The 19235-nt window shown below is 46.8% G+C and carries 17 protein-coding genes; all 17 read right to left on the bottom strand.

Annotated elements, in window-relative coordinates; genetic code table 11:
* Positions 1-41: 41 nt before the first annotated feature.
* Positions 42-1628 (bottom strand): extracellular solute-binding protein, encoded by a 1587-nt coding sequence (locus tag V6W81_RS00810; RefSeq protein ID WP_145051929.1) that lies wholly within the window; start codon positions 1626-1628, stop codon positions 42-44.
* A 480-nt stretch (positions 1629-2108) separates the two neighbouring features.
* On the bottom strand, positions 2109-4367 hold the full coding sequence (locus tag V6W81_RS00805; RefSeq protein ID WP_338541256.1) for a helix-turn-helix domain-containing protein: 2259 nt from the start codon (positions 4365-4367) through the stop codon (positions 2109-2111).
* Positions 4368-4641: 274 nt separating this feature from the next.
* Positions 4642-5589: a ribose-phosphate diphosphokinase gene (locus V6W81_RS00800; protein ID WP_145051923.1), complete on the bottom strand. Its 948-nt coding sequence runs from the start codon at positions 5587-5589 to the stop codon at positions 4642-4644.
* Positions 5590-5653: 64 nt separating this feature from the next.
* Entirely contained in the window at positions 5654-6493 is an 840-nt protein-coding gene (gene hisJ, locus V6W81_RS00795; RefSeq protein ID WP_338541255.1) for a histidinol-phosphatase HisJ, read from the bottom strand.
* 12 nt (positions 6494-6505) lie between these two features.
* On the bottom strand, positions 6506-7246 hold the full coding sequence (hisIE, locus tag V6W81_RS00790) for a bifunctional phosphoribosyl-AMP cyclohydrolase/phosphoribosyl-ATP diphosphatase HisIE (RefSeq protein WP_338541254.1): 741 nt from the start codon (positions 7244-7246) through the stop codon (positions 6506-6508).
* Positions 7239-8000: an imidazole glycerol phosphate synthase subunit HisF gene (hisF, locus tag V6W81_RS00785; protein ID WP_338541253.1), complete on the bottom strand. Its 762-nt coding sequence runs from the start codon at positions 7998-8000 to the stop codon at positions 7239-7241. Before hisF ends, hisIE begins: the two co-directional genes overlap by 8 nt.
* Before the next feature lie 31 nt (positions 8001-8031).
* On the bottom strand, positions 8032-8766 hold the full coding sequence (gene hisA / locus V6W81_RS00780; protein WP_056695220.1) for a 1-(5-phosphoribosyl)-5-[(5-phosphoribosylamino)methylideneamino]imidazole-4-carboxamide isomerase: 735 nt from the start codon (positions 8764-8766) through the stop codon (positions 8032-8034).
* Between the two features lie 430 nt (positions 8767-9196).
* Complete coding sequence (hisH, locus tag V6W81_RS00775) at positions 9197-9805, bottom strand: imidazole glycerol phosphate synthase subunit HisH (RefSeq protein ID WP_338541252.1); 609 nt, start codon at positions 9803-9805, stop codon at positions 9197-9199.
* Positions 9806-9808: 3 nt separating this feature from the next.
* Positions 9809-10438, bottom strand: a complete 630-nt coding sequence (gene hisB, locus V6W81_RS00770; protein WP_338541251.1) for an imidazoleglycerol-phosphate dehydratase HisB — start codon at positions 10436-10438, stop codon at positions 9809-9811.
* Positions 10431-11735 carry a histidinol dehydrogenase gene (gene hisD / locus V6W81_RS00765; RefSeq protein ID WP_338541250.1) on the bottom strand — a complete coding sequence of 435 codons (1305 nt, stop codon included), beginning with the start codon at positions 11733-11735 and terminating at the stop codon, positions 10431-10433. Before hisD ends, hisB begins: the two co-directional genes overlap by 8 nt.
* Positions 11736-11908: 173 nt before the next feature.
* On the bottom strand, positions 11909-12568 hold the full coding sequence (gene hisG, locus V6W81_RS00760; RefSeq protein ID WP_338541249.1) for an ATP phosphoribosyltransferase: 660 nt from the start codon (positions 12566-12568) through the stop codon (positions 11909-11911).
* 1 nt (position 12569) lies between these two features.
* Positions 12570-13796 (bottom strand): ATP phosphoribosyltransferase regulatory subunit, encoded by a 1227-nt coding sequence (locus tag V6W81_RS00755; protein WP_145051902.1) that lies wholly within the window; start codon positions 13794-13796, stop codon positions 12570-12572.
* A gap of 581 nt (positions 13797-14377) precedes the next feature.
* Complete coding sequence (locus V6W81_RS00750; RefSeq protein ID WP_338541248.1) at positions 14378-14905, bottom strand: acyltransferase; 528 nt, start codon at positions 14903-14905, stop codon at positions 14378-14380.
* A complete protein-coding gene (gene ppaX / locus V6W81_RS00745; RefSeq protein WP_145051895.1) occupies positions 14902-15558 on the bottom strand; it encodes a pyrophosphatase PpaX in 657 nt (218 codons plus the stop codon). Before ppaX ends, V6W81_RS00750 begins: the two co-directional genes overlap by 4 nt.
* A 7-nt stretch (positions 15559-15565) precedes the next feature.
* Positions 15566-16618 (bottom strand): prolipoprotein diacylglyceryl transferase, encoded by a 1053-nt coding sequence (lgt, locus tag V6W81_RS00740; RefSeq protein ID WP_338541247.1) that lies wholly within the window; start codon positions 16616-16618, stop codon positions 15566-15568.
* 111 nt (positions 16619-16729) lie between these two features.
* Positions 16730-17668: an HPr(Ser) kinase/phosphatase gene (gene hprK, locus V6W81_RS00735; RefSeq protein ID WP_145052149.1), complete on the bottom strand. Its 939-nt coding sequence runs from the start codon at positions 17666-17668 to the stop codon at positions 16730-16732.
* 368 nt (positions 17669-18036) lie between these two features.
* Complete coding sequence (locus V6W81_RS00730; RefSeq protein ID WP_145051889.1) at positions 18037-19161, bottom strand: ABC transporter ATP-binding protein; 1125 nt, start codon at positions 19159-19161, stop codon at positions 18037-18039.
* Between the last annotated feature and the right edge of the window lie 74 nt (positions 19162-19235).

Here is a 19235-nt window from a genome sequence, read left to right as displayed (position 1 = left end):
TGATTTGGTAATCACAAGATGAACCTTTTAATTGATAACGCTTACTGAAGTGCTGCTTCAAGCTCTTTCTTCAGTTCTGTGCCACCCAGTGACATGAAATCATTCATTTCTTTTTCATATACCGCTTCGAAGTCTGCCGGTTTAGCCATCGCAGTTTTTACAATAAGCACTTTCAACTTATCATTTAGCGCCGTACCATATTTAGATTCTGCTTCAATCGGTTTGCTGAAGATAACCGGACCGATCGTGTCCGTATTCGCGATATCAATGGACTGTCTCATCAGCTCTTGGTTACGTTCTGGGAAGCCTGCAATCCATGCAGCTTCATTGGCTGCCTGATCTCCAACTACTTTACCATTGGCAATAATCGCCATGTCACCGCCGTTGTAGAGACGATCTTTGACATCCTGTGGTGCATCATCTTTAACAACTGGAACACCATCAACCATATCGTAATTCTCACCTTCGACACCGGTGTTCATCTCCAGCAAGTTCGTTCCAGAAGCCATCCAGTCTAAGTATTTCACTGCTTCAACCGAACGTTTGCTGCTTTTTGGAATCATGATGTACATCCCGTTGCTACCATAACGTGATTTGATGTGTTTGTTGTCCACATTCGGGTTAGTATAAGCGTCAACTGCTACAACTTTGCTATCCGGTACATTTTTGTACAAATTATCAAGCATACCATCTGCATACAGAATCTGACCTACGTCCTCAGACATGTAGCCGATATTACCGTTTTGGAAGTCTTTGACCAATTGCGCTTTTTCTTCATCAAGACTGAAGTCTTTGCTGATCAGACCTTCATTGTATAGCTTGTTAAGGAACTGCATCGCATCTTTGAAGCCATCATGCAATGGTAGCTCGTAACGTTGACTGTACGTAAGTCCATCTTGTACAGGTTTAATAAAGGAGTAGATCAATGTTTCATACTGGGCTGGGGCTAGTGCCATACCCATTGGGATGTTTTTGCTGCCTAGATTGCCTGGATCTTTCTCTTTGAATGCTTTCAACGTTTCATACAGCTCATCGGTTGTTGTTGGAGCTTTCATGCCAACTTTATCAAGCCAATCCTGGCGGATATATGAGTTATAACGAGCCGTAATGGCACGTTTACCCGGAATAGCGAATTGCTGACCTTCAAGCTGACCGAATTTCAACAGGTCATCGCCGAGATATTCTTTTAAGTTAGGTGCATGTTCATTAAGAAGCTCGCCTACGTCAGTTAGACCGCCTTGCTGAGCGTAACGGTAGAACACACTGGAGTCATATACAAACACAATATCTGGAACGTCGCTGGGGCTGGCCATTAACACGTTGAGCTTGGTTGTTTCTTCTGAACGTTGAACAGGTACGAATTGCACATCAATGTTATTCGGATCGCCAAATTTCTCTTGAACAAATTTAGTTAAGTAGTTATTCGTGATCGTATGTGGAGAAGGACTGTTACCACGATCGAATACCTCTACTTTCAAGGTGACACGCTCACCACTACCTGATGCACCGCCTTCAGCCGATTGATCAGATGCAGATGAACATCCTGCTAACAGTGAAACTCCCATTACCATTGTAAGCGCCAGACCCATCCATTTCTTCGTACTCCCTTTGGTTGCTCTTCTTGTCATTTTGTCATCCCCTTTGGCTTTGCGTTGAATGTTGTAAAGCTTGATCCGAGTATTCCATACCTTCTTGCCCTCATGCAATAAACCAGTTTCGGAAGCGCTTACAGAGCGGTTGTGGTTTATTCCCCTAACCATTTTCGCAGACAATCCGTTTTCAGTATTACTGCTCTAAACCCACGCGCAGACAGACTTTACCCCCACTTCAGTACAGTTTGTTCTTAGCTAGGTCGATAAACCATTTTCTGATACTGCCTATTTTCGTATCCGACATATAAACTGGAATATCCATCCACGTATACTCTCGGAATTACCACATGACTTGAAATCACTGATCGGATTGATCAGGCAAACCGCCTGGATCATAGTAAAAGGGTGGATTCCAGCAAGTACCCCTCCTACGGAGAACACCTGCGAGAATTCCACCCCTCACTTTAAGCTCATTTATCCGAAAATAAACAATCCATGCTACATTACCACCTATGACTAGGACTCATCCGTATGATGTTCACGCTTCGCTCGGCGATAATCGCCTGGCGTAATGCCTGTAACCCGTTTAAATACACGCCCCAGCGTAATACCATTAGCATACCCTACCTTCACGGCAATATCCTGCAATGCCAATTCAGTTGTGCAGAGAAGTCGTTCCGTCTCCTTCATTCGCAGCTCGGTCACGAAGTCCACAAACTTCATATTGAATTCTGTCTTGAACAAATAACTCGCATGTTTGCCAGAGATCTGAAACCGATCACTCAAATGTTTCAGAGACAGGTCAGGGTTGGCAAATTGTTCTTCAATATAACTTTTCATCTCATTGACCATCGCTTTGTAGCTCTTGGTTTCTGTCACCGAGACATACGTTCTGAACAGGTCGGTTAAGTCCTCGAACAGCAATGCTTTTACATCAGCAAGTGTCGCTGCTTCCTCTATCGACTTGAGCCACTTGTTCATATTGTCTTCTGACAATTTCTCCTGAAGTTCGTCCGACATTAGTGCCACTTCACGGCTAAGCATCTGTAGCATCGCTTGAATGAGGGATTGAATATCTTCATCCGGCAGCATATTACGTTCAAACGCCGCGAAAATCTCCTCCAGCTCTTCCCTCCACTGGCCGCTCGACATTCGGAATCGCTTAACAAAGTCAGCAATCATCTGCAAGTAGGTGTACGTTTCTATTAATGGCTTCGATTTCTCCCCGCTCTCGGCCAAACCCACGTCTCCGTTCATCAGCCATTTCCGATGCATGACCGCTTCTGCACCAGTATAAGACTCTCGAATAGTTCCAATGCCATCTGCAATCGGCCCGATCCCAAAGCTTAGCGAGATACGTAGATTCTGATCAACCCAGAACCGACAATCCTCTGCAACATCACGAATCTGCCCAGTCATATCATGCTCGCTGCTATCCTCTGTGGAGAGAAATAGAATAGCTATCCGGTCTGCACTGACCCATTCAGCCCAGCATTGCATGCCCTTGTTGCGTGAGAGCTCCTGTAGCACATTCATCAATGCGAATTTAAGAGTATTTTGTTCACCTCTCGTATAAAGCTCTTGAAATCCCTTCTCATAACGGTTAATCTCTCCAACGACAACAGCGAAGCGGACAGACTCTCCCACGGTGTCAAATGGAGATAGCTCCTCAAGCCGGGCTGTGGCTTGATCCAGATGCTCGCCATGTAACAGACTGTTGAACAGCTTGCTGCGCTGCAACAGTACATTTTCCCTCTTTTTATCATCATAATCCATCATGTGGTTAATCAAATTTTCAAGTGCACCATCAATCATCTTCATCTCATCTTTACGAGATCCCGAATCTTCAAGTGTCCGAATCTGATGTGCTTCAATCCGGTTCATAATAATCTGAATTGGCTTATAATTTCGACGTGTAACATAAATGATGTAGATGATCGCACTAACGACGGTCACAATGGCAATGACTACCCATACATAAGAAATGACAGATACCCATCCAAACAGATTCCCCGCCTTGATCCCACTGGATAACGTCCAACCTAATCTATCGAGCGTAAGCGTGTTCAATACTCTTCCTTCTGTAGCATCCTCATCATCCAAATGTGCATTGTATACTACCTGACCATCTCGGTTCAGAATCGTCATGAAGGATAGTTGTCCGTTAACCATGTTATCGACCGTTTGCTCAATACTGCTCATCTTAATATTAATCACAAGTGTACCTTGGGATCCAAAAGGCAAAGGCATATCCTTATTAACGGTTAACACTCGAATAGGGGCACGCTGAATAATACCTCCATCGTACTCTCTAACGGGCTGCCATCCCGGAGATAACTTCCCAGATACCGTCTGCTCAATCCATGCTTTGTCAGAGAAGCTCTCCACATCTCTAGGCCCACTTACCGTCACAACGCTCTTATTCATATTGTCATATAAATAGATGGATTCAATCCATGAAGAAGAACTGGTTAACTCACGCAAACTCTGTGCAATCGCATAGACTGTTTCGGAATTCGCCCCAACTCTATGATTAAAATAGTCTCTATAGGCTTGGTCATTCTGCACCGCCTCCATCAATGATAATTCGATATCTCTGATGGTGTGATCTACCGTATCCGCTAGATAGTTGGATGAGATGCGGTCTGCTTTTTTCGTTTCGGCCCTAGAGATGTCATTAATGAAAACAAACGCGATAAAAATGAGTATGGTCACAGTCAGAAAGAAAATAGGAAAGTACGAAAATAGTAACCGATAATACCAAGTACGGGACAATCGACCCCACTCCTCACTCCACGATGCCGACCACAGAATCGGACGCAGTTCTATTGTTTATCATCTGTCGCACCTCTGGGCTGGATCATCCCATATTAAAGCGCTCTCATAAATTTATTTTGATGTTATTATAGCACATGCTTCAGAAGAGCAACCAAGGAATTGACTGCCTGGAATTCTGCCCGTCTTATGAATAAAACAAAAAAGCCGTGCTGAGCAGACAACTCAGACACGGAACAACTCTATGGAGTAAAAATCATTCTCCGATCCTTCATTAGATACCAGAATCTTTAAACAGTGTTGCCATAGAGCCGCCATCGACGATAATACGAATGGCTCTTGCCAGCATCGGAGCAACGGGTAATACTTTGAAGCACTCAGGATGATCATCTGGCAGTGCAATTGAATCGGTAACAACCACCTCAGCTATCGAAGGATGATTGAGTTTCGCTAATGCTCCATCGGAGAACAACCCGTGTGTAGCACATACGTATACATTATTGGAGCCGCGCTCCTTGAGTCCCTCAACGACATTCAGAATGGTCGTGCCTGTATCAATCAGATCCTCAATAATGATCGGTGTGCGACCTTCAACATCACCAATGACATGGGTAATGATAGATTCGTTATGGCTTGGTCTCTTCTTGATCATGATAGCAAAAGGTGAATCCAGCCGGTTCGCTAGCTTCTCTGCCATAGAGGCACGCCCAGCATCCGGGGAGACAACAACTGGATGTTCAATACCTTTGCTTAGCAAATACTCACTGATTAAATCTAATGATGTCATATGATCCACCGGAATATTGAAGAATCCTTGGATAGCTGCTGCATGGAGGTCAATCGTCACAACCCGGTTCGCTCCAGCCGTGGTCAACACATCGGCAACCATTTTGGCTGAGATCGGTTCGCGCGGGGCTGACTTACGCTCCTGACGAGCATATCCATAATAGGGAACGATGATGTTCACTGTCCGAGCAGAAGCTCGCTTCGCAGCATCGATCATAACGAGCAGTTCAACGAACAGCTCATTAATCGGGTTAGACAACGACTGAATTAGAAACACATCACAGTTACGAATAGTCTCTTCATAGTGAACGTATATCTCTCCGCTCTTGAACCGGGACAGCTTGATCTTGCCTAGCTGTACTCCCAGCTTGTCGCATACTTGTTCTGCCAGCTTCGGGTTCGATGAACCGGAAAAAATACGTAACGATTGCTGCATAATGCCCTCCCGAGGGTTGAAGTCCCTATATAATCCCTTATGAATAAGGTTATTTTCAACCTTATTATACTCTACTGTCTCCTCCATTTAAAGGAACGAAAGAGCGACGGCGACTTTCAAAGACAGCCACCTCGGTGCACCCCAACTCACGCAAGAGTGCTTCTGCCTCAGGTAGGTAATCCCCCAGCTTCAAAGGATCATGCGCGTCCGAACCAAGCGTTAACGGGATACCTAGCTCAATCGCTTTCGTCAGCATCCGCCGTCCAGGAAACATCTCAGCACAGGGCTTCGATAACCCTGAGGCGTTAAGCTCCATTGCACAGCCGCTCTTAGCAATCGCTTGCAGAGCAGCATTCTCCAATGCAATACGCTCATCTACCTCCTTAGGTGCAGGGGAGAAGCCGAATCGCTTGATGACGTCCGTATGTCCCATAATGTCATACATTCCCGTTGCAGCTGCCTTACTCACCGCATCATAGTACTGGCGATACACCTCCAACACGTTACGCCCTTCCCAGTGATACGTTTGACGAAAGTCGGTAATATCCCATTCGCCCAGGAAATGCACAGATCCAATGACATAATCCCACGGATACCGTTCAATAATCGCTCGAATCTCATTCTCCCAGCCTTCAATGTAATCGCCCTCCAGACCGACACGTACATCGATCTGACCACGATATTTCTCTTTCAGGGAGAAACATTCCTCAACATAGCGTGGAAGTTCATCCATCGGCATAGCCATCTCGGGATAATAATTGGCTGGATCTACATGGAGTAACGGCATATGATCAGACAGCCCAATCTGGGATAGCCCAATGTCTACGCCACGCTTCACATACTCTTCCAACTTACCAACGGCATGACCACACCGCTCATGATGTGTATGATAGTCTATTCGCACGCCTGTCTCCTCCTAATCGCGACGAGGCCGCTCGTGACGACGGCTCAGCTCTGACATAATATCGTCCAGTGGCAACTTGCGCTCTTGAAGGAGAACGAGCAAGTGATACATGAGGTCACTGACTTCCAGACGCAGCTCGTCATTATCTTTATTTTTCGCGGCAATGATCGTCTCCGATGCTTCTTCACCGATTTTTTTGAGAATTTTATCAACGCCCTTGTCGAACAGATATGTCGTATAAGCCCCTTCTGGGCGCTCACGCTCACGTTCAGCAATGACAGATTCAAGTTCACCAAGTACAGCAAAACGTGCCTCCACGTCGCTCAGCGCGGCATCATTCTGACCAGAAGACGTGCTATTCGCTTCGCTTGCTTGTTCGGACGTTTCCGGCAAACCAGTGATTTCATTGTGGAAACAAGTCACTTCACCTGTGTGACAAGCTGGTCCATTCGGTTTAACCTCAACAAGTAACGTATCACCATCACAATCATATTTTAGCGAAGTGATCTGTTGTACGTTGCCTGATGTTGCTCCTTTGTGCCATAGCTCTTGACGAGAGCGTGACCAGAACCACGTTTCACCAGATTCCAGCGACAGCTTCAAAGACTCCCGGTTCATGTAAGCCATCATCAAAACTTCGCGAGTTTCAGCATCCTGTACAATGGCAGGTACCAATCCATCGTTCCAGCGGATATGCTCCACTACCTGTGTAAGGGACAATTGTTCCTTAATTTCATTTCTTGTATTACTCACGGATCTCCACCCCTTGTTCGCTCAAATGTTGTTTTAGTACCGGTACGGCGATTTCTTTATAATGGAATATCGTTGCCGCGAGCCCCGCATCCGCTTTACCCGCCGTGAACACATCGTAGAAGTGGGATTCCTTGCCGGCACCGCCTGAGGCGATAACCGGTATACGCACCAATTCAGATACAGCAGCCGTCAGCTTTAGATCGAAGCCATCTTTGGTGCCGTCAGCATCCATGCTTGTCAGCAAAATTTCACCTGCTCCTAGTTCTTCAGCCTGCTTGACCCATTCCAGCGCCTTGATTCCTGAAGCTTTCCGGCCTCCATGGGTATAGACTTCCCACTCGCCCCAAGCATCGTTGTACTTGGCATCCACCGCTACCACAATACACTGGGAACCAAAACGACGTGCCCCATCTGCAATTAACTGAGGATTAAGCACTGCTGCTGTATTAACGGCAATTTTGTCCGCGCCTGCTCGCAAAATACGTTTCATATCTTCAACCTTGGAGATACCTCCACCCACCGTAAATGGAATCGCAATTTCGCCAGCCGTTTGACGTACGACTTCTTCCATCGTTTCTCGTCCTTCTACCGAAGCGGAAATATCGAGGAATACCAGTTCGTCGGCACCCTCACGATCATATAGCGCCGCCAGCTCAACCGGATCACCCGCATCGCGGAGATTGACGAAGTTAACGCCTTTGACAACCCGCCCGTCCTTCACGTCCAGACAAGGAATGATTCTTTTTGCCAGCATGCTCCTCTTCCTCTCTACCCGAATATCTCGCTTATTTATTCACCGAACGTACCGCTTCAGTCAGATCGATGCTACCTGTATATAGCGCTTTGCCCACGATTGCTCCACCAACGCCATCATCTGCATGGCGGCTAAGGCGAAGTAGATCATCCATAACACTCACACCACCGGAAGCAATAACGGTTCTGCCGCTTGCCTTCGCTAGAGACACAATCGCTTCCACATTTGGCCCTTGCATCATGCCGTCCCGAGAAATATCAGTGAAGATAAATGTTTCTGCGCCGAATGCAGCCAGCTCCTTCGCCAGCACTTCAGCCTGAACCTCTGATGTTTCGAGCCAGCCTCGTGTAGCGACATAACCGTTACGAGCATCGATCCCGATAGCAACCTTATCACCGTAGCGTCCCAACACTTCCTCCGTAAAAGCACGATCCTCAATCGCCGCTGTTCCAATAATAAGTCGGCTAACGCCAAGTCCGAGCAGACGCTCCACATCGGCAACTGTACGAAGACCGCCACCAACCTGAACAGGCACGTTGACTGCTGAAGCGATGCGACCGATTAGCTCATCATTAACGGGATGTCCAGCCTTAGCACCATCCAGATCTACGAGATGAACATATGTACCGCCTTGCTTCTCCCAAGATAGGGCAACTTGTACAGGGTCATCGTTGTATACCGTCTCCTGATTGTAATCGCCTTGCACCAGTCTTACACATTTACCGTCCCGGATATCAATTGCTGGATATATGATAAAAGATGACATACAAGCCCTCCTGATTATCGCTTTATAGAGGTTGTTCAAAAAGTCTGCTTTTGATTACGAAGAATGCCTGACTGCATCTCAGCATCGAATATGGAATTCACCCGAAATAAATGGATGCTTACGCAGCTTGTTTCCTTCGGAAACAATGTAGTTGCTCACGCAGTCCTGCCTACGCTCCGCTACTCCATTTCTAGCTTCATCCCATCTTCTCGGTACTGAAAACCGTCCTTTTTGAACACGCACTTATAGCTGATATTTAGTTTAGAGTAGCATTTCATTTCAGAGCTCACTACTCTCTTGCACGATGATCCAATCTGACCTCAATATAACGAATAACAAATTACGTTGTCTTACGCGAGTTATTCAGATCATTCCGGTGAAGCTCTAATTTGAACATATTAATGCTCAAACATATACAGCCCGTTTACGTTTACGTTAAAGCCAAGAAATTACCCAGAAGCTTCATACCTAGCTCGCCGCTTTTTTCCGGATGGAACTGCATACCGAAGTTTGATCCTCTACCCACAATTGCCGTCACAGGATGTCCGTAATCGGTGACTGCCAGTAGATCACTTTGCACTTCAGTAACTGCATGATATGAATGGACGAAATACACGTGTCCTGCATCCAGACCAGCCAACAACGGGCTTTCGGGTTGTAGGAACTCCAGACGGTTCCAGCCCATATGTGGAACTTTCAGCTCGCCTGGGGCAAAGCGCACCACTTTACCCGGTAAAATGTTCAGTCCTTCATGTTCCCCGTGCTCTTCGCTAGAGCTGAACAATAACTGCATCCCAAGACAAATACCGAGTAGAGGCTTCGACCCAGCAGCAGCTTCTTTAACTACAGCATCCAGACCACTCTCTCGCAGATGCTCCATCGCATCGCCAAATGCACCTACACCGGGCAGAATCACACCATCTGCACCCAGAATTGCCTCACGGTCTCCCGTTACCAGCACTTCATAGCCTAGACGTTCGACCGCTTTGCCGACGCTGTGCAGGTTCCCCATACCGTAATCGACAATTGCAATCGCCATCGTCTACAGCACTCCCTTCGTGGAAGGCACACCCGTTACACGTGGATCAATCATCGTTGCCTCATCCAATGCCCGACCAAGTGCCTTGAATATAGCTTCAATCATATGATGTGTGTTCTGTCCGTAGTGCACAATCACATGTAAGGTAATCCGAGCTTCCAATGCCAATTTCCACAGAAACTCATGCACAAGCTCTGTCGAGAAGCTACCTACCTGCTGGGATGGATATTCTGCACGATACTCAAAGTGAGGACGGTTGCTGACATCAATGATGACCTGAGCGAGAGCCTCATCCATAGGTACGAATACACTGGCATAACGCTTAATGCCTCGTTTGTCACCCAATGCTTCACGTAAAGTCTGTCCGAGACAGATCCCAATGTCCTCTACAGTGTGGTGATCATCAATATCAATGTCCCCACGCGCTTGTACGTTTAGATCGAATTGCCCGTGCTTCGTGAACAGATCCAGCATGTGATTCAGAAAAGGAACATCCGTCTCAATCACCGATTGACCCGTTCCATCGACGGAAAATGCGAGTTGAATATTGGTCTCATTCGTTTTTCGGTCTACCTGTGCCTCGCGCACAGCACCTTTGTTCTCTAGTTCCAAACCATTCTCTTGATTATCCATTATCTGATTCCGCCTTTCCTTCCTGTTCTAACCGCACAGCGATTGCGCGGGCGTGACCTTCAAGCCCTTCATGCCGAGCCAATTCTATAATAGCCGCTCCGTTCTGGAGCAACGCTTCCTTGCTGTAATAGATCAAGCTGGATTTCTTAATAAAATCATCCACATCCACCGGTGAACTGAATCGGGCTGTGCCATTCGTCGGAATAATATGATTCGGGCCGGCAAAATAATCCCCTACCGGTTCCGAGCTATATGGCCCTAAGAAGATGGCACCAGCGTTCTCAATCCGTCCGGCGTAAGCCATCGGCTCTTGCACCATAATCTCTAAATGCTCCGGTGCAAGGCGATTCACCACATCAATTCCTTCATCCAAGGAATCGACCACAATAATTGCCCCGTACTGCTCCACCGAAGCAGCCGCAATATCTCTACGCGGCAGCACGTCCAGTTGCCGCTTCACCTCGGCCTGCACGGCTTCTGCCAGCGTAGCCGAAGTTGTGACGAGAATAGCCGATGCCATCTCGTCATGCTCTGCCTGCGACAATAAGTCTGCGGCAACATACACCGGGTTCGCCGTATCATCGGCGAGCACCACAATCTCACTCGGCCCCGCGATACTATCGATATCGACCGCCCCATACACCTCGCGCTTCGCGAGCGCCACGTAAATATTGCCCGGTCCACAGATCTTATCCACCGGGGCAATACTCTCCGTGCCATAGGCGAGGGCGGCGATGGCTTGCGCGCCGCCAACCCGGTACATCTCGCTTACGCCTGCTTCCGCGGCAGCCACGAGAATGTACGGGTTAATGCCTTCGCCGCCATTCGTGGATGGCGGCGTCACCAGAACAATCTCCGGCACACCTGCTACCTGTGCCGGAATCACATTCATCAGCACTGACGAAGGATACGCTGCTTTGCCGCCAGGTACATATACACCGACCCGCTTCAGCGGTCGGATTACCTGGCCCAGCAGACTGCCGTCTGGCTGCCAATCCATCCAAGAATTGCGTTTCTGCTTCTCATGAAACGCACGAATGTTGTCGGCGGCCTGCCGAATCGCCGTCACAAAAGATGGCTCCACCGCGGCATACGCTGCTTGTAGCTCTGCCTGCGGCACACGAAGCTCTGAAGCCGCGAGCTTCGTCCGATCCAGTTGCTCTGTGTATCGGAGCAACGCAGTATCGCCTTCTCGGCGGATGTCACTGACAATGCGCCGTACAGTTTCATTTTGCTCAGGTGTACCATATTCGACTTCCCGCTTCAGATTAAACTCCCGTGCAGGTACAATCTTCATGCATATAACCTCCTTCTCTCCTGTAATACCACCATACTATATGGTCATTCTTTGATATCCATAATTTCTATCAAGCCGCAATTTCGCTCCAAGTGTAGTCTTAGAACACCATGCTCCGCTACGCATTTACGAGGCCTGCTACATGTCCATGATAATAAGCTAAGAGGCTTTCGTCAGCCTCTCAGTATCCCACCAGGCGTCTCCGTCGATGCTGGAATAACCCTCTGCAATGCATCGCATAACGATTGAATCCGATCATTCTTCATCCGATAACTAACCCGGTTGGCAATAAGGCGGCTGGTGATATCAAGAATCGAATTCATTTCCACCAGTCCATTCTCACGTAGCGTCTGCCCCGTCTCTACTAGATCGACGATTCGGTCAGCTAGGCCAATTAGTGGCGCAAGCTCAATAGAGCCGTTCAGCTTAATGACTTCCACCTGCTGTCCTTGTTCTCTGAAATATTGGGAAGCAATGATCGGGTATTTGGTTGCTACCCGTTGCTGAATACCTGGCTTCCAATCAGGAAGCCCAATAACGGACATCCGGCATTGTGCAATTCCCAAGTTGAGCAGCTCATAGACATCCCGGTTTTCCTCAAGCAGTACGTCCTTGCCCACGATCCCGATATCAGCCACACCATATTCTACATAGGTTGGGACATCCACAGGCTTCGCCATAATAAACTCCATGCCAGCTTCCGGCACCTCGATCACCAGCTTGCGCGTGTCATCCACATCAATGGGAATGTCGAGACCTGCTTCACGGAATAACTTTGAAGCTTTTTTATAGATTCGTCCCTTTGGCATTGCTACCTTCAAAATATCCGACATCTCAGCGTGCTCCCCTTTCTTCAGATGCATAACGAATGACCTCGGCATACCGCTTGTCACTCCGCACTTCTTGTTCACCAGAGGTTACAGCTACTTTCACCGTTTCAGTATTGCTCTTCTCTTCGGAGAGAAGGGCTGTCACAACATTCTTTCCTAAACTGCGTAACCGCGCTGCTTCCGTAAGTGCTTCAGCTCGGCATTCAGACTGATATTCAATCAGCACAGGCTTTTCTTCTTCTATTGTAATGCCATGTACTCCGTCGATAATTCGGTTTGTTTTGAGTGCAAATCCCGTAGCCGGAAGCGCACGTCCAAACTGCTGCAGCAGATTATCATATCGTCCACCACTGCATACAGGCGATCCAAGCTCGGCCGCATAACCTTCAAATGTCATACCTGTATAATACGAGAAGTCACCAATCATCGTCAGATCGATCAACACATGCTCAGAGACTCCATACGCCTCTAACACCTCAAATACTGCACACAGATGGGCGATAGACTCTGCTGCTTCCGGACTGGAGCTTAATTGAGTTGCTTGAGCACAGATCTCTTTGCCACCTCGCAAACGTAGAATTGCCTCAAGTTGCGCCTTCAGCTTCGGTTCAAGATCAAGCGCTTCAATAGACTCCCGATAACCAACGTAGTCCCGCCCGAGCAATCCCTTCTTCAATTCTTGCTGCTGTGCAGTCTGACCCGGGATAACCTCTTCCAACAATCCATTCAGGAAACCCATGTGACCCATCGCTATTTTAAAAGAAGACACGCCTGCTGCCTGTAATGAGGCAATGGCCAAAGCAACCACTTCTGCATCCGCTTCAGGAGAATCATCACCTACGAGTTCAACACCCGTCTGGAAAAACTCCGCTTCACGTCCCGCTTCCTCTTCAATCGAACGGAACACATTCGCATGATAAGACAAACGGAGCGGTAGCGGCTCATCCTTCAGTAGAGAAGATACCACCCTCGCAATAGGAGCTGTCAGATCCGATCTCAACACGAGCGTTGTTCCTCGGCTATTCAGCAACTTAAACAATTTACGATCTGATGTAGAGCTGGCTACACCTACCGTGTCGTAATACTCAATCGTTGGCGTCATAATCTGGCGATAACCCCAGCGTTCCATGCATTCTAGTGCATTTCGCTCAATCGTTCTCAGCTTGTTCACGACAAGCGGTGTATAGTCACGGAAACCCGTTGGTTTCTCGAAGCCTTTTGGTTTAGACATTTGTATCATTCACCCCGAGTCAGTAATTTGGATCGTGCAGCAGTCTGTAAGTCTGTATATCGATTCTTGCATCAATTCATTCGTCCACTTGCATTTCAATCTGTATCTCAACAGGATTTATGTAAATAGCATCTGTTTCAACCGAAGTCACAAATGCCTTCGCAAATCCTCTATACGTTCATCTGTGAAGCTGTTCTTGTGCTCTAGCTGCTATGCAGCGCATTATTTCTATGAAGTCGAACCCTCAGAGAAGAGAATATGAAGTTCACACTCTGCCGCTCTTTGCTTTCGTATGGTAAAGTGCTAACAAACTAAAGTATATGGGATATGATAACATGAATGACTCCACATCGTCAACAAAGCCACACAGCTAGCCAGCCATCTTCCTTCTATGGTTTACCCGCATTTTATAAGCATGACGAGAATATTTTTATATATGAAAAAAGCTGCCCTTAGCAGCTTCTCTCTCAGCGGTTCTGAATTCACCTTACCACTGGATATCTCTTATTAGTTCCTATGGCTCTGATCTTAGGTCATCGGTATACATAATTGAAATGCCGTTCTCCAACGATCTTCGTTTCCTAAAATGGTTCCTCTGTATTCACAAGCACATCATGCTCTGAACGTGCAGACCGGGATAGATCCCGTAGTGGATTACCTCCCACAAAGGCTCCTGGTGCAACATCCTTGTGAACTACAGCACCTGCTGCAACCACAGCGCCATCCCCGATGGTTACCCCCGGCAAGATGGTTGTATTCGCACCAATAAGTACATTTTCACCGATAATGACCTCGCCCAGCCTGTACTCTTTGATGAGATATTCATGAGCCAGAATGGTCGTGTTGTATCCGATGACTGAGTTTTCGCCCACCGTGATCTTCTCCGGGAAAAACACATCTACCATCACCATTAAGCCAAATGCCGTATGTTTACCTACCTTCATGCCAAGCATTCGGCGATAGATCCAGTTCTTTACCGATAGAATCGGACAGTAACGTGATAGCTGAATCCAGATAAAATTACGAACACCCTTCCATGGGCTTACGGTCTGATAGATGTGCCATAATGCATTATGACCTTCTACCGGATAGCGGGTTACTTTTCTCATGTACGTCTCGCTTCAATACCTGTGAGTGCAAGCAGATCCCTCATATCGTGCACAATATGATCCGGGTTGTATTCTTTCAGTTTTTCTTCTCCCTTGAGAGACCAAGCCACACCTACGGAGAGTGCACCTGCATTTTGAGCCGACTGAATATCCACCGGGCTGTCACCAATCATCAATGTTTTGGCAGGATCGGCACCAAGCTCGTTCATCGCCTTCAATACCGGTTCAGCATGAGGTTTCGGATGGGTTACATCCGTGACGGTTACAATGGTTTGCATATACTTGAGCAAGTCGAAGCGCTCTAACACCTTAAGTGTGGAAGGACGAATTTTCGTTGTCACTACTCCCATTACTATACCTGCTTGATGAAGGGCTTCAATAACCTCCAACACATGTGGGAAAGGCTGCACCATTGCCTCATGGTGAATATCGTTATATGCACGGTAGCCCTTCACATACTCAGAGACATCCTCTTGTCCAGAAAATGTACGCATCTGCTGTTCCAACGTACCACCCATATGTGGAATAATCTCTTCCCTTGTCCACGGAGCTGAATGCTCCCATTCTCCCATTACATGTAGGAACGAGCTGATGATCAGCTCATTCGTATCTATAATCGTTCCATCGAGATCAAACAAAACCGTGTTGATCATACCTGCATTACTCCTTTTTGTCTTCAGCTTGCCTCTGCTCATCTCTAGCTAGCGTTGATGTTTTGTCTTCTTTGCTGTCTTTGCCAGCACCTGTACCTGGCGCACCTGTCTGTGGCATATCATCCGATGGCTCCGAAGGTACTTTCGTCGATACGATCGGGTCACTATAACGTACATCTGCCCGACCCGTCACTCTTCTTACCACAATGAATACTACCGCAACAATGATAATAGCGATCGCCAGCAGTTGCGAAATTCTAACGTTGCCATACGCTGGATCTAGATACCCTTGCTCGAAGCCCATTGCCGTCATTGGAGACCACATTCCATTTACGACAGAAGCCACCCATGCTGGTGCTTGGAACCCAAGACTATCTGTACGCAGTGCTTCAATGAAGAAACGACCGATAGAGTACCAGATAAAATAAGACATGAATAGTTCGCCTGCACGTAGAAACTTCTGACGACGCAATACGAGTAGAATCCCTAAACCTACCAGGCTCCATAACGATTCATACAAGAAAGCCGGATGATGGAATACACCATTTACATTCATCTGATTGACGATAAAGTCTGGCAGATGCAGATTGTTCCGCAAAAATGATTCCTCTACAGGTCCGCCGTAGGCTTCCTGATTCACGAAGTTCCCCCAACGCCCAATCATCTGTCCAACGATGAGACCTGGTGCGCAAATGTCGGCCATACGCCAGAAGTTATATCCTTTACGACGGAAGAAAATAACTGCACATATAATTGCACCAATTAGTGCGCCATAAATGGCGATACCGCCATTCCATATTTTAAATACATCCCAGAAATTGTCCTTATAATCGTCCCACTTAAATGCCACATAATAAATTCTGGCTCCAATAATAGCAGACGGTACGCCGAGCAGAACCATGTCCATGAAAACTTCCTGCGGAATGGCATATCGTTTCCCCTCCTGGATGACCAGCAATAGACCTACAAGCGCTGCTGCACCCAGAATTAATCCGTACCAGTGAACCGTTAGCGATCCAATAGAGAACGCAACCGGGTCCAACAGTAATAATGTATCCATTCATTCACACTCCTATAAATTCACTCGTTTCCTACGTAACCTATGTCCAAGAAAAAGTGGTATAGCAAAGCAAAGCTTTGTCTCATACCACAATTCCTTGAACTAATTTAATTAATCCATGTCTTCCATATCTTCTGAGATGGTTGCTGTCAACTTATTCGTAAATTGCAGCGCCGCATTCAATCCCATTTGCTTCAGACGGTAGTTCATGGCTGCAACTTCGATGATTACAGCTAGATTTCGACCAGGACGAACCGGAATCGTAACCAGAGGTACATCCGTATCAATAATTCGTGTAGTCTCCTCGTCCAATCCAAGACGGTCATACTGCTTGTCCTGTTGCCATGCTTCAAGTCGAACAACAAGCGTAATTCGTTTATTGTTACGTACTGCACCTGCACCAAACAGCGTCATGACGTTGATGATACCAACTCCGCGAATCTCCAGCAAATGACGAATCAACTCTGGCGCTGTTCCGTGAAGCTGGAAGTCAGAGGTTTGGCGAATCTCTACCGCATCATCAGCAATAAGTCGATGGCCACGCTTAACTAACTCCAAGGCAGTCTCACTCTTACCGATACCACTGCTTCCCGTAATTAACATACCTACACCATTCACATCACACAAAACACCATGGATCGTCGCAGTTGGCGCAAGCTTGCCTTCAAGGAAACCCGTGATCCGGCTGGAAAGAATCGTAGTCGCCATATTGCTGCGAAGTACAGCCAAGTTCTGTTCTTCACTGATATCAATCAGTTCCTGTGGAACGTCAAGTCCGCGGGTTATAACGATACAAGGTGTCTCTTCTGTGCATAGACGCTGCATCCGATCACGGCGCTCTTGTTCAGATAACATTGCAAAAAAGGCCAGCTCGGTTCTTCCAAGAAGCTGCACCCGTTCTTGCGGATGATATTCAAAATAACCAGCCATTTCTAGGCCAGGTCGGTTCAGATCATCTACTGTAATGAATCTCTTTAATCCATGAGATCCTGAAACAACTTCAAGCTGAAATTGTTGCACTAACTCGGATACTTTCACTTTTTTCGCCATTTTGTCTCTTCCTTTCAGCATTCGCTGCCTCTGTATGTACATCAAGATGACACATCATTTCACTACTTTAAGAGCGCATTCAGTTTGATTCCATATGCAGCCTATACGAAACGTCGATCAACGTCATTCAGCGAGGACAGACCACAGTTATCGGATGTTTTCTATGCATGTATAGCATGCTCGAACTCTGTTTCATCAATCGATAACCTTCAAATAATCTTAAATGAATTCACCGCTGAATGCAATCTTGGACTATGCCTGTTATTAGTCAAAAAAGCCCCTTCCAGCAATAACGGAAGGGGCTCTGAATACAATGTATAATTGCGTTAACTGATAGATTTCATCGTTTCCGAGGAATCCCAGTAATATTAGTCTTGAAGAAGTACGTTCACTTCAGTCTCTTTGTCAAAGATATGAACCTTGTTCATGTCAATTGCCATTTTAACTGTGGAACCATCACGAGTGTTAGAACGTCCGTCTACACGTGCGATTGTAGTATCGTTACCTACACCACTCAAGTAGAGGAGCATTTCGTGACCCAAGTTCTCTGTTACATCTACGTGTGTAGAGAATACAGAGTTCGGGGATGCTTCCAAGAATACTGGCTCTTCGTGAATGTCTTCTGGACGAACACCCAGAATCACTTCTTTACCAACGTATCCTCTAGATTTCAGCACTTGTGCTTTACCTTGCGGGATTTCAACGTCCACGCCTGGAGCTACGAAGTGAAGGTTTGCACCTTGCTCAGCCAGTTTACCCGAGATAAAGTTCATCGTCGGGGAACCGATGAAACCAGCTACAAACAGGTTGGACGGATGGTTGTAGAGCTCTTCAGGAGAAGCAGCTTGTTGGATGATACCATCCTTCATAACTACGATCCGGTCACCCATCGTCATTGCTTCGATTTGGTCATGCGTTACGTAGATAACAGTTGTTTCCAAACGTTTAGCCAGTTTTGTGATTTCCGCACGCATCTGACCACGAAGTTTAGCATCCAAGTTGGAGAGTGGCTCATCCATCAAGAAGACTTGTGGATCACGGACAATCGCACGTCCTAGAGCGACACGCTGACGTTGACCACCGGACAATGCCTTAGGTTTACGCTCAAGCAAATGCTCGATATCCAAGATTTTAGCTGCTTCACGTACACGTTTGTCGATCTCGTCTTTTTTCACTTTACGCAATTTCAAACCAAACGCCATGTTTTGATATACGCTCATATGCGGATACAAGGCATAGGATTGGAATACCATCGCGATATCGCGGTCTTTAGGAGCAACATCATTCACGACACGGTCACCGATATAGAGTTTACCTTCGGAAATTTCCTCAAGGCCTGCGATCATACGCAGTGTTGTTGATTTACCACAACCGGACGGACCTACCAGTACCAAGAATTCTTTATCTTTAATGTCCAGGTTAATGTCAACTACTGTTGCTTTATCGGAACCCGGGTATTTTTTGAAAATATGCTCTAAACGTACACCTGCCATGATTGTTGCCTCCTCAGAGATCATTTTGTAATCGAATACATTTTGTAGTTTTATAATAACCCATGCATGTGATG

This window comes from Paenibacillus tundrae, from assembly GCF_036884255.1.
In the GTDB taxonomy this organism is placed as follows: Bacteria; Bacillota; Bacilli; order Paenibacillales; family Paenibacillaceae; genus Paenibacillus.
Note: the sequence above shows the minus strand (reverse complement) of the source record. Positions and strands in the feature narration are given on the sequence as shown.

Coding starts and splice junctions, on each gene's coding strand:
- hisD (WP_338541250.1), bottom strand. CDS start 11,735: ATGAAGATTGTACCTGCACGGGAGTTTAATCTGAAGCGGGAAGTCGAA.
- V6W81_RS00730 (WP_145051889.1), bottom strand. CDS start 19,161: ATGGCAGGTGTACGTTTAGAGCATATTTTCAAAAAATACCCGGGTTCC.
- hisA (WP_056695220.1), bottom strand. CDS start 8,766: ATGTCATCTTTTATCATATATCCAGCAATTGATATCCGGGACGGTAAA.
- V6W81_RS00810 (WP_145051929.1), bottom strand. CDS start 1,628: ATGACAAGAAGAGCAACCAAAGGGAGTACGAAGAAATGGATGGGTCTG.
- V6W81_RS00750 (WP_338541248.1), bottom strand. CDS start 14,905: ATGAGAAAAGTAACCCGCTATCCGGTAGAAGGTCATAATGCATTATGG.
- hisH (WP_338541252.1), bottom strand. CDS start 9,805: ATGGCGATTGCAATTGTCGATTACGGTATGGGGAACCTGCACAGCGTC.
- V6W81_RS00755 (WP_145051902.1), bottom strand. CDS start 13,796: ATGTCTAAACCAAAAGGCTTCGAGAAACCAACGGGTTTCCGTGACTAT.
- lgt (WP_338541247.1), bottom strand. CDS start 16,618: ATGGATACATTATTACTGTTGGACCCGGTTGCGTTCTCTATTGGATCG.
- hisG (WP_338541249.1), bottom strand. CDS start 12,568: ATGTCGGATATTTTGAAGGTAGCAATGCCAAAGGGACGAATCTATAAA.
- hprK (WP_145052149.1), bottom strand. CDS start 17,668: ATGGCGAAAAAAGTGAAAGTATCCGAGTTAGTGCAACAATTTCAGCTT.
- hisB (WP_338541251.1), bottom strand. CDS start 10,438: ATGGATAATCAAGAGAATGGTTTGGAACTAGAGAACAAAGGTGCTGTG.
- V6W81_RS00800 (WP_145051923.1), bottom strand. CDS start 5,589: ATGCAGCAATCGTTACGTATTTTTTCCGGTTCATCGAACCCGAAGCTG.
- ppaX (WP_145051895.1), bottom strand. CDS start 15,558: ATGATCAACACGGTTTTGTTTGATCTCGATGGAACGATTATAGATACG.
- hisF (WP_338541253.1), bottom strand. CDS start 8,000: ATGCTGGCAAAAAGAATCATTCCTTGTCTGGACGTGAAGGACGGGCGG.